Raw genomic sequence first — 11,197 nt, 5'->3', positions numbered from 1 at the left:
GGAATTCGCGTAGTGAATGGCTCGCCGAACAGTCAGGCAGAGCGAGTACGCGCCCTGGGCGGGCCATGGAAACAGGAGGTAAAGGCAAACTTGCTGGTAAGCCCCTTCACTCTGCAAAAGAACGCAATGATCGACATGCTCTGCTCCTTCCGGGATATCACCGCACCTTGCGTTGCCAAAACGATGACAAGCTTCAGGCGGGCGGGCCCCCCGATAACTAAGACTAAAGTTCCATAGCAAATCTTTGTCAATATTACGTCGTTAAAACAGACGACTGGTGTTTGGTGATCACAACTAGCTGTTTTTAAAAGACATATAGAAAGTTGAGTGCAGGTATAGAGCGAAATGTTATTTCGGAGTGTTTCAACGCGACCTACGCTCCTGCATAAGGGAGCAACGCAGAGATTTCGGAAGACTCGCCATCCACAGAGCGACCAGCCTGCGCGTGCATAAGTCGTTTAAGGGACTACATTTACTGTTAGCTGTTGCGCCCCTAGGGCAACCGCCTTTTCGAAGTGGGAGGATCACCATGCCCAAGCAGTCGAGCATCCGTTCCGAACTGTCCGACGCCCTTTTTCGCATGCGCCGCAGCTTTTACATGCTGGCGGCGTTCAGCGGCGTCATAAACGTCATGATGTTGACGCCAGCCGTTTATATGCTGCAGGTCTATGATCGAGCCCTGGTCAGTCGCAACGTCACGACACTGACGATGCTGACGGTGCTGGTGGTGGGTCTTTTCTTGCTGATGTCCACGCTGGAAATGATCCGCACCAAGGTGCTGATCCGGGTCGGCAACTGCCTTGACATGGAACTCAACCGACGCATTTTCAACGCGGCATTCGAGCGCAACCTGAGCCGCGCCGGGGGTAATCCGGCCCAGGCCCTGCAAGATCTCTCCCAGGTTCGTCAGTTCGTCACCGGCAATTCCCTGTTCGCTTTCTTCGATGCACCGTGGACGCCGATCTACCTGTTGGTCGCCTATCTGATCCACCCGCTGCTCGGACTGCTCACGCTGATCGGTTCCCTGATTCTGATGGGCCTGGCTTATCTCACCGAAAAGGCGACGCAGAAGCCGTTGGCCGAAGCCAATCAGGCCGCCATGTCCTCCGCCCAATACGCCAATAACAACCTGCGCAATGCTGAGGTCATCGAGGCCATGGGCATGCTGCCGTCGATCAGCAAGCGCTGGTTCCAAAGCCATTTGCGCATTCTGGAAATGCAGACCCTGGCCTCCGACCGCGCCGCCTTGATCAGCAGCACCGGACGCTTCGTGCGTATCACGCTGCAGTCACTGATCCTCGGCGCCGGCGCACTGCTGGCGATCGAAGGCAAGATCACCCCGGGGATGATGATTGCCTGTTCGATCCTCACCGGCCGCGCACTGGGTCCGGTGGAACAGGTCATCGCTTCGTGGAAGCAACTGCTCGGTTGCCGTTCGGCCTGGGGCCGGCTCAACGAAATGCTGCACGACTATCCGCGCCGGCCACCGAGCATGTCGCTGCAGCGGCCGCAGGGCATGTTGGCGGTGGAGAATGTGTATGCCGGTGCCCCTGGTACCACCAACACGATCCTACGCGGCGTGGGCTTCAGCCTGGTTCCCGGTGAAAGCCTTGGCATCATCGGCCCGTCCGCCTCGGGCAAATCCACCCTCGCCCGCCTGCTGGTCGGGGTCTGGCCGGCGCAGGCCGGCAAGGTGCGCCTGGACGGCGCGGACATATTCACCTGGAACAAAGGCGAACTGGGCCCCTGGCTCGGCTACCTGCCACAGGACGTGGAGCTGTTCGAGGGCAACATTGCCGACAACATTGCGCGCTTTGGCGAAGTGGACAGCGAAGCGGTCATCCGCGCCGCCAAGATCACCGGGGTGCACGAGATGATCCTGCGTTTTCCACAGGGTTATGACACCCGCCTGGGCACCGATGGCAGTCCGCTGTCCGGTGGCCAGAAGCAGCGCATTGCCCTGGCCCGCGCACTGTATGGCGAGCCCAATCTGATCGTGCTGGATGAGCCGAACGCCAACCTCGATGACGTCGGCGAAAAGGCCCTGGTCGATGCGCTGGCCGAACTCAAGGGCCGTGGCGCCACCGTCGTCCTGATTTCCCACCGTCCCAACGTACTCTGCGCCGTCGACAAGGTGCTGATGCTGCGTGACGGCGGCGTGCAGATGCTCGGCACGCGCGATGAAGTATTCGCAGCGCTGCGCAAGGCCAGTGTGATGCCTGCAGGCGCGTCGACTCCGCTGGCCTCCGTCAAAGCACGGGAGTGACCGATCATGCAAATGAGCCAACATACCGAAATGATTCCTGCCGATCCCCGTAGCATGGTAGATCTGGACGTCGGCAGACCCGCGCGATGGGGCGTGTGGCTGGTGATCGCCGGCTTCGGCGGCTTCCTCCTGTGGTCCTGGCTGGCACCGCTGGATGCCGGCGTGGTTGCGACCGGCACGGTCAAAGTCACCAACAATCGCAAAGCCGTACAGCACCTCACCGGCGGTACCGTGGAGGCCATTCTGGTTCGCGAAGGCGATTTGGTGAAAAAAGGACAGGAAGTGGTCCGCCTCGATTCGTTGCGGGCCACTGCCGAAGAAGGTGCGATCAGCGCCCAGTACATCGTCAGCAAGACCGTGGAAAACCGCCTGGAAGCGGAACGGGACGGTCGCGATGTGGTGACCTACGATCCCGAACTGCTCAAGCGCTTCAAGGGTGACTACCGCCTGGAGGCCGCCATGGACCTGCAGCAGCGCCTGCTCGACACCCGCCGTGCCGGACTCGCTGGCGAAATCAGCATCCTGCAGGAGAACCTGGCAGCATCGGCAGTGCAGCTCAAGGGCCTGCAGCAGGTCTACAGTGCACGCGCCTCGCAGATCGGTTTCCTCAACCAGGAACTGCAAGGCACCCGCGTGCTGTCGGCTGAAGGCTATGTGCCGCGCAACCGCCTGCTCGAACTGGAGCGCAGCAACGCGGACCTGTCCGCTGGCCAGGCCGAGAACCTCAACAACATCGCCCGTGTGCGTAGCCAGACTACTGAAATCAAGCTGCGCATCCTGCAGCGCCAGCACGATTACCTCAAGGAAGTCGAATCGCAGCTGACTGAAACCGCCAAGGAAAACACTACCCTGGCCGACCGCCTGCGCGCGCTCGACTATGAAGTGACCCACACGGTGATTCGCTCGCCGATCGACGGTATGGTCCAGGGCCTGAGCATTGCCACCGTCGGCGGGATCATTCAGCCCGGCTTCAAGATCATGGAAATCGTTCCGCTCAACGAACCGCTGCAGGTCGACGCGATGATTCCCGTGCAAGCCATCGACAAAATGATCCCCGGCCTGCCCGTGGACATTTCTTTCCCGGCCTTCAACCATGCCAGGACGCCCAACATCCCCGGCCGCGTGATGACCATCTCCGCCGACCGCCTGATGGACGAGGAAAGCAAGCAACCCTTCTATCTGGCCCAGGTGGAAGTCACGCCCGACGGCATGAACCTGCTTGGCACCAATCACATTCGCCCCGGCATGCCCGCCAGCGTCACCATCAAGACCGGCGAACGCAACATGATGAGCTATCTTCTTAAACCAATGCTCGAACGCGTGGACAGCTCATTCAAGGAACAATGAAATGGAACGTCATTGCCTGCTCTTCTGCCTGCTGGGGTTGGCCCTGCCGGCTGACGCCATGGACCTCAAGCAAGCCTGGGACCTGTTGCAGTACCAGGGCCCTATCTACCAGGCCGCCGTGCATGAAAAAGAAGCCGGCGGCGAAAACCGCGCCATCGGCAAGGCCGGCCTGCTGCCGCAGATCAATGCCTCGGCCTACGACAACAAGGTCAACGGTTCCCAAAGCCAGAGCGGCATCGAGAGGGATCTGCACTACGACTCGAAGGGCGCCAACGTGCGCTTGCGCCAGCCGCTGTTCAACAAACAGAAGATGGCCGAGTACCGCCAGGGTCAGCAGCGTGCCGACTACAGCAACGCGGTATTCGATGCCAAGAGCCAGGATGCCGCGGTGCGCCTGGCCGAAAGCTATTTCGACGTGCTCCTGGCCAGCGAAACCATCACCCTGGCCAAGTCCAAGCTGAGCGCCTTCGACGAGCAACTCGCCTCGGCGAAACGGCGCATGGAGTTGGGGGCCGGCACTGTCACCGACATCGACGAGTCGGCCGCCCGCCGCGACCTCGCCGAAGCCGAACTGATCGAAGCGCAGGACAATCTGGTCAACGCGCGCGCCAAGCTTGAGGAATATATCGGTGAGACGCCCGAATCCCTGACCACCTTGCGTCCGAGCTTCGATACACCGCCGCTGCTGCCGAGCAACCTGCAGGACTGGTTGGTCAAAGCCCAGACCGACAGCCCGCTGATCCATGCGCGCCGATATAGCCGCGACCTTGCCGAAGAAGAAGTGAAGCGTGCCAGCGCCGGCCACTGGCCAACGCTGGATTTCATTGCCGGCTACACCGCGGGTGAGAGCCAATCGCTTTCCGAGCTGAACCAACGCAACCACTACGGCTCGATCGGGCTGGAAGTCAATATCCCGCTGTACAGCGGTGGCGGCGTCAGCGCGTTGACACGCCAGGCCAGTGCCAATAGCAACAAGGCCCTGGATGAGCTTGACGCCGCGCGTCAGGAAGTCATCACCGGAACCACCCGTGAGTATCAAGGCATACTGAGTGGCGCCAAACGCATTCGCGCCCTGGAGAAGGCCGTAGTGTCCAACGAACGCTCACTGTTATCGACACGCAAGGGCTTCAAGGAAGGCGGCACCAGCACCAACTCGGACGTCCTCAATGCCGAAGAACTGCTCTTTGTTGCACGTCACGATCTGTTCGAGGCCAAAGTGCGCTATTTGCTGTCGCGTCTGCGCCTCGCTTCTTCGGTGGGCAGCCTGGGCGACGACGATATCGACCAGATCAACAACTACCTCGGCCCGGAACTGCTGGTCACCAAATAACGTTCACCTGCCGGCCGGTCGAGCAACATGATGGCGACCGGCGCCCCCCTCCCCGTCAATTCCCCTCGCGTTCAACCCGGTCATTCATTGCTGCATCTCGATGCGCAAAGGCCGCCGATCGCGAAAAAACCGTCAGCGTTGAAATTTGCCCACCAGGCCCTTGAATCCCTTTATGCTCGATCCGATTCCAAATGAAAAGCCACGCCCGGCTCCAGGCTGTAAACTGTGTCCCCATGCGCAAACTTTTGTACCTGACATTCTCCATGGCATTGCTCGCCGCCCTCACGACCTACGCGATGTGGGCCGCGGACCGGCCGGTAGGTCATTACCTTTCGGACCTGCGGATCAACCTGGCTGTCGACCAGGGTACGCCTGCCGATCGTGGCAATCTGCTGGGCATTCAGCCCGAACTGTTTCCTACCGATTATCAAAGCCCCGAGCGTTTGCACCGCAAACTCGCCGCCTATCTGCAAGCAGCCCGGGACCAGGGTTTGTTGAACGGCAAGACCGTCGTCGTGTTGCCGGAACACGTCGGTACCTGGCTGATGGTCAGCGGCGAAAAGGATGAGTTGTATCAGGCCAGCACCCTCAAGGAGGCCATGAACTGGCTGGCGGTGAGCAATCCCCTGAAGTTCGCCAAAGCGTTGATCAGCGCCGAGGGTGGCAACCGTTTGGACGATGCCCACCTGCGCATGAAAGCCAAGGCGATGGCCAGAGACTACCAGGCACTGTTCGGAGGATTGGCCAGGGAATTCCACGTGACGCTGGTCGCGGGTTCCATCGTGCTGCCCGAACCGAGCATCATTGACGGCACCTTGAAAATCGGTCGCGGCGCGCTGTACAACAGCAGTGTGGTATTCAACAACGATGGCCTGCCGATCGGCCAGCCCCAGCGCCAGATGCACCCGTTCTTCGCAGAACAGAACGGGGTCAAGGCGAACGCCGAACATTCGCTCAATGTCGTGGATACCCCGGCAGGCAAGTTGGGCGTATTGATCGGCCACGACAGCTGGTACCCGGAAAACTACCTCAAGCTCAACGACCAGAGCGTACAGCTGGTTGCGGTACCGGCCTTTGTTCCCGGCCGTGGCACCTGGGAGCAGCCGTGGCGTGGCTACAGGGGGTCATCGGAGCCGGCGTCGGTCAACCTCAAGCCCGGAGAAGTCAGCGAAGGCCAGGCTTGGCAGCGCCTGACCCTCACGACCCGGGTACCGGCCAGTCAGGCTGTCGCAGGCATGAGTGTGTTCCTGCGGGGGCAATTCTGGGATCAGGGCAGCGCCGGGCACAGTTTCCTCAGCCGCAACGGCCAGCAGTTTGCCGACGGCAACGCCCAGGGTGCGCGTTTGCTGAACCTCTGGTTGTAAGCCATGAAACCGCAGCCGATGCGCCTCGGCGATCTGTCGGTGGGCTTTGTTCATAGCCTGGCCGATGCCGTGCGCAGTCATGGCGTCGATCCGCAGCCACTGCTCGATCAATACGGCCTCGATACAGCACGACTGAGCGAGGCCGGTGCCCGCCTGTCAATACCGCGCTACATGCGCCTGGGCCACGGCGCCATTCAACTGACCGACAACCCGGCCCTTGGCTTGCGCATGGGTCAACTCAGTCGCCTGAGCCAGGTCGGCCTCGCAGGGGTCACCGCCGCCCAGGCACCCACAGTACGTGAAGCCGCGCGCTGCCTGATCCGCTTCGAAGCCTTGTACGGTTCCAATTATCGCGGCCAATCGAGTTTTCACGAAGACGCCCAGGGCGCCTGGCTGCGTTTCTATTCGATCAGCCCCTACAACGCCTACAACCGCTTCGTGGTGGATTCGATCATTGCTGGCTGGTTGCAGCAATTATCCAGTGTCAGCGCCATTGCGCTGCGCGCCGAACGTATCGAGATCGAATTCGACGAACCCGATTACCGCGCGGCGTATGACGTCCTGGGGGACTGTCCGATCCAGTTTGGCAGCGAACGCAATCAACTGCGCTTGAGTCTGGCAAGTCTCGCCCAGCGCAACCCCGAGCATTGCCCGAGCACCTGGCGGCATTTGCTGCAACTGTGTGAGCAGGAGCTGGAACAACTGACACGCACCCGCAGCCTGCGTGAACGCATCATCGCGCTGCTGGGACCCTTGCTCAATGGTGGCCGGGAGCCCGACCTGGAAGAAGTAGCGGCACGCCTGAAGCTGCCCACCTGGACCCTGCGCCGCAAACTTGCCGAGGAAGGCACGCAATTTCGCGCAATCCTCAATGAAACCCGTCGCGATCTCGCCATGACCTACATACGCGACACCGAACTGGCGTTCGGGGAAATCGCCTACCTGCTGGGCTTTGCCTCAGCCGAAGCGTTTCAACGCGCATTCAAACGCTGGAGCGGGCAGACGCCCGGCGAATTTCGCCGCAGTCATCGCCAGTCCGCCTGATGCCTACAGCTCGGTAGCGTCTTCCGCCGGCTCCAGTGGGTCCAGTTCGAAAGCCTGGTACTCGAGCAGCTCTTCTTGATAATCGTCCATTTTTGAATCCCCCAACCCGTATTGAAAAACGTCTGAACAAATGACCAATGCCTTGAGCATAAGGTGTCCGCATGAAAGAAAAATGACGCGGACACGACACTCCGTCGCTACTGAATAAAACGTAGCAGTTGGTCAGGAATTTATCATGGGTTTTTTCGCGGGAGGCCGCAGGACAACGGCCTTGTTTGACGCGGATCAATCGATGCGCTCGCTACGGGATCGTGACTCGTCGGCCGATCCCGTAACGCGAACAATCACTGGCCGGAGACGGGCATCGCCGGAATCGCCTCGCTCGGCGGCGGCATGTCGGTCGGATTTGCCGGTGGCGTGATGGTTTCTACCGACGGTGCCGGATCCATGTTCTGAACCGGGGTAATCGGTGCCGCTTCAGGCGGCGGCATGACCGGTTCAGAGACCGTTGGAGCGGGTTCCACTGGAGCAGGCGTCGGGGTTGACGGGGTTGGCTCTGCGGCCGGTGCAGTGGTCGCGGCGGGCGCCAGGGGAGCCGGCGCCACCTTGGCTTCAGGCATGCCCAGGTCTGTTTTCGGCTTTTCGGTGATGTGCGCAGCCTTTTTTGCTTCCGGCGGCAGGAACAGCTCGACCAGTGCGAAGAAACGCTCGTAGAACTTGGCAGACGATACGGTTTCGCTGGCAACCTTGACCATCGAGTCGTCAGAGGATCCGATCGGCATCGACACCGAGCCCAGCACACCCACACCAAGACTGGCGGAGTTGTTGGTTTTCTTCAGCGCGTAACGATCCTGCAGGGCGTTGGCGAACACGGTCGCGTGGTGCCCTTCGCTACCGTCATCGGCACACACCACACTGAAGCTGATCTCCATGTGGTTCTCGCCAGTCTGCTGGAAGCTCTTGTGACCGCTGACCAGCTTCGGATCGTTGCTGGTGATGATGTAACCCTGGCTGAGCAAGGCACGACGGGCGGCTTCACAGCTCTGGGTATCGGTGACCGGGTAATTGCGGGAAAACGTTCCGGAATCGTCGAAGTTCTCATGCTCGTAGATGGCGCTTTTGTTCGATGAACAACCAGCCGCTGTGACGAGCACGGCTGCCAGCCCGACAACCCGCATGGGAAGTGATTTAAACATTGAACATCCTGAGGAAAACGGTTCGGGGCGTATTGTGCAACAGATCGATGCTTAGCGGAGCATCGATCGTGTCTTAAAACGGTTACAGGCTGATTGACCCCGGTTTTGCCTAAAAGTCACCGCGGCAAATGACGTACGGCCAAACAAAAAGACCCCGGCGTTTCGGCCGGGGTCTCCTGTGTAGCGCTAAACCTGGTCAGGCATCAGTATTTCTTGATGTCCGCCTGGCTTTCCAGCTGCTTGCGATACGCCGCAAAGTCTTGCTGGCCGATGCGCGAAGCGAGGTAGCGACGGTACTGCGCTTTCTCTTCTTCGGTCGGTGCCGCTGCTTCGTTCACGCCATTGAGGCGCACGATCATCAGGCTGCCATCCGCCAGCGTTACGCTGGTGAAGGTCGGCTTGTCCTTGGCCACAGGCTTCGCCATGCGGAACAGCGCTTGCAGCACAGCAGGATCAACCCCTTCCTGAGCGCGAGTCGCCGCCTCGGTGACTTTCCAGGCCTGGCCGTCGACGGCCTGATCCAGCGGGGTCTTGCCATCGCGCAGGTTGGCGATCAAGGCTTCAGCCTTGGTCTTGGCATCGGCGCTGGCGTGTTCCTTGGCCAATTGCACGCGGATGGCCGCATCAACGCTTTCCAGCGGCAGCTGCGAAGGCTTCAGGTGCTCCTTGGCACGCAACACGACCACGGTTTCCGGATCGAGCTCGATGGCGGTGCTGTTCGCACCCTCATCCAGGACTTCCGGGCTGAACGCGGCAGTGATCACGGCACGGTTGGCTGCAATACCCTCACCGCCTTCGCGGCCGAACGGCTTGGACGTGTGTACGGTCAGTTTCAGGTCCTGCGCCGGCTGAGCCAGATCGGACGCTTCGAACGAGGCGTCTTCCAGCTGCTTGCTCGCCTCAACGAAACGCTGCTCGACCTGCTGGGTTTTCAGCGCGCGGGTCAGCTTGTCTTTCAGGCTGGCGAAGGTTGGCACTTCAGGTGCTTCCACACCCAACAGCTTGATCAGGTGGAAACCGAAGTCGGTGCGAACCGGCGCCGAAACCTGGTCCTTGGCCAACGAATACAGGGCTTTTTCGAACGCCGGGTCGTAGACGCCAGGACCGGCATAACCCAGGTCACCGCCGTTGTTCGCCGAACCCGGATCCTGGGAGAACTCCTTGGCCAGCGCCTCGAACTGCTCACCCTTGGCCAGACGGGCCTGGATCTCTTCGATCTTCGCCTTGGCTTGCGCCTCGGTGGTCTTGTCGTTCACTTCAATCAGAATGTGCGCAGCCCGGCGTTGCTCGGACAGGTTCGCGATTTCTTTCTGATAGGCCGCTTGCAGCTCTTCGTCGTTGACGCTGACCTGATCGAAGAAGGAAGCCTTCTTCAACTCGAGGTAATCGATGACCACCTGATCCGGCGTCATGAACTCCTTGGCGTGCTCGTCGTAATAGGCCTTGACCTCTTCATCGGTCAGTTTCACAGCCGCCGGGTCAGCCTTGATGTTCAGCGAAGCGAAATCGCGGGTCTGTTTTTCCAGACGGGCAAATGCCAGCACCTGCGCATCGGTCACGAAACCGCTACCGGCCAGACCGGCACGCAGTTGGCCAATCAGCATTTCCTGAGCCAGCATCTGGCGGAATTGCATGCGGGTATAGCCGAGTTGGCGAATCACCTGGTCAAAACGCTCGGAGCTGAACTTGCCATCAACCTGAAATTCCGGTGTTTGCAGGATGACCTGATCAAGTGCCGCTTCGGAAAAGGCAAACTTCGATTGCTCTGCGCCTTGCAGCAGCAGCTTGCGATCGATCAGGCCCTTCAGAGCCGATTCGCGCAACATTTTTTCGTCCAGCAAGGAAGCATCGAAATCCTTGCCCAGCTGTTGCATGAGCTGGCGGCGTTGCATATCGACCGCCTGGCTCAGCTCGTTCTGGCTGATTTCATCGCCGTTGACCTTGGCCGCATCATTACTGTGCGACGTAGCCTTGAAAATGGCGTCGAAACCGGTCAAGGCCATCAGAACAACGATGACCCCGATAATAGTCTTGGCAATCCAGCCTTGTGAATTGTCCCTGATATTCTGCAGCATGCGTCCCCCAGAAACGGTTGAACTTCAAAATTAGGCAACCGTGGAGCGTGGGTAGAATCCGGATAGAAGAAAGGCGCATCCGAGGATGCGCCTTCTCGTAACTGGCGGAGCGGATCAAGGACTCGAACTGGCGACCCTTGGTGTCTTGAACCGGCGACCTGCAGTCAGGACTGCCGCTCCGCTGCCAAGTCAGGCATGACCCCGACCCGGATGGGTAAAAACCTGAATCGAACTTAGTTGACAGCTTCTTTCAGTGCTTTACCGGCTTTGAAACCTGGTTTTTTGGCTGCTGCGATTTCCAGCGTCTTACCGGTCTGTGGGTTACGACCGATGCGAGCTGGACGATCGGTTACGGAGAAGGTACCGAAACCAACCAGAACAACAGAGTCGCCGGCCTTGAGAGCGCCAGTGACGGATTCGATTACAGCGTCCAGCGCACGGCCAGCAGCAGCTTTCGGGATATCAGCGGATGCAGCGATAGCATCAATCAGTTCCGACTTGTTCACTCTAAGTCCCCTTATATCTATTTGAGTATGATTCTAAGTTTTTTTGGTGAAAGCAAAAACGAGTGCTGA

At 59.7% G+C, this 11,197-nt stretch carries 9 protein-coding genes; 5 read left to right on the top strand and 4 right to left on the bottom strand.

Annotation, left to right across the window (positions count from 1 at the left end; all coding sequences use genetic code 11):
• Positions 1-529 precede the first annotated feature (529 nt).
• The 5 genes from AB7M25_RS10420 (at position 530) to AB7M25_RS10400 (ending at position 7,351) form a co-directional block, all read left to right on the top strand.
• A complete protein-coding gene (locus AB7M25_RS10420; protein WP_429383236.1) occupies positions 530-2,266 on the top strand; it encodes a type I secretion system permease/ATPase in 1,737 nt (578 codons plus the stop codon).
• A 6-nt stretch (positions 2,267-2,272) separates the two neighbouring features.
• Positions 2,273-3,613: an HlyD family type I secretion periplasmic adaptor subunit gene (locus tag AB7M25_RS10415; RefSeq protein WP_429383238.1), complete on the top strand. Its 1,341-nt coding sequence runs from the start codon at positions 2,273-2,275 to the stop codon at positions 3,611-3,613.
• Between the two features lies 1 nt (position 3,614).
• Positions 3,615-4,943, top strand: a complete 1,329-nt coding sequence (locus AB7M25_RS10410) for a TolC family outer membrane protein (protein ID WP_429383240.1) — start codon at positions 3,615-3,617, stop codon at positions 4,941-4,943.
• Positions 4,944-5,176: 233 nt separating this feature from the next.
• Positions 5,177-6,307, top strand: coding sequence for a carbon-nitrogen hydrolase family protein (locus AB7M25_RS10405; RefSeq protein ID WP_429519300.1), 1,131 nt, complete (start codon positions 5,177-5,179; stop codon positions 6,305-6,307).
• A 3-nt stretch (positions 6,308-6,310) separates the two neighbouring features.
• Complete coding sequence (locus AB7M25_RS10400; protein WP_429519302.1) at positions 6,311-7,351, top strand: AraC family transcriptional regulator; 1,041 nt, start codon at positions 6,311-6,313, stop codon at positions 7,349-7,351.
• Positions 7,352-7,354: 3 nt separating this feature from the next.
• Here AB7M25_RS10400 and AB7M25_RS10395 read toward each other — a convergent pair whose 3' ends face one another.
• The 4 genes from AB7M25_RS10395 to AB7M25_RS10380 all read right to left on the bottom strand — a co-directional run bounded on the left by AB7M25_RS10395 (position 7,355) and on the right by AB7M25_RS10380 (position 11,128).
• On the bottom strand, positions 7,355-7,501 hold the full coding sequence (locus AB7M25_RS10395; protein WP_173900858.1) for a hypothetical protein: 147 nt from the start codon (positions 7,499-7,501) through the stop codon (positions 7,355-7,357).
• 194 nt (positions 7,502-7,695) lie between these two features.
• Positions 7,696-8,547 (bottom strand): DUF2242 domain-containing protein, encoded by an 852-nt coding sequence (locus tag AB7M25_RS10390; RefSeq protein ID WP_429561601.1) that lies wholly within the window; start codon positions 8,545-8,547, stop codon positions 7,696-7,698.
• 203 nt (positions 8,548-8,750) lie between these two features.
• Positions 8,751-10,622 carry a SurA N-terminal domain-containing protein gene (locus AB7M25_RS10385; protein WP_429561602.1) on the bottom strand — a complete coding sequence of 624 codons (1,872 nt, stop codon included), beginning with the start codon at positions 10,620-10,622 and terminating at the stop codon, positions 8,751-8,753.
• Positions 10,623-10,855: 233 nt separating this feature from the next.
• Positions 10,856-11,128 carry an HU family DNA-binding protein gene (locus AB7M25_RS10380; protein ID WP_002552737.1) on the bottom strand — a complete coding sequence of 91 codons (273 nt, stop codon included), beginning with the start codon at positions 11,126-11,128 and terminating at the stop codon, positions 10,856-10,858.
• Between the last annotated feature and the right edge of the window lie 69 nt (positions 11,129-11,197).

It is taken from the genome of Pseudomonas sp. AP3_22 TE3818 (assembly GCF_053628995.1).
Note: the sequence above shows the minus strand (reverse complement) of the source record. Positions and strands in the feature narration are given on the sequence as shown.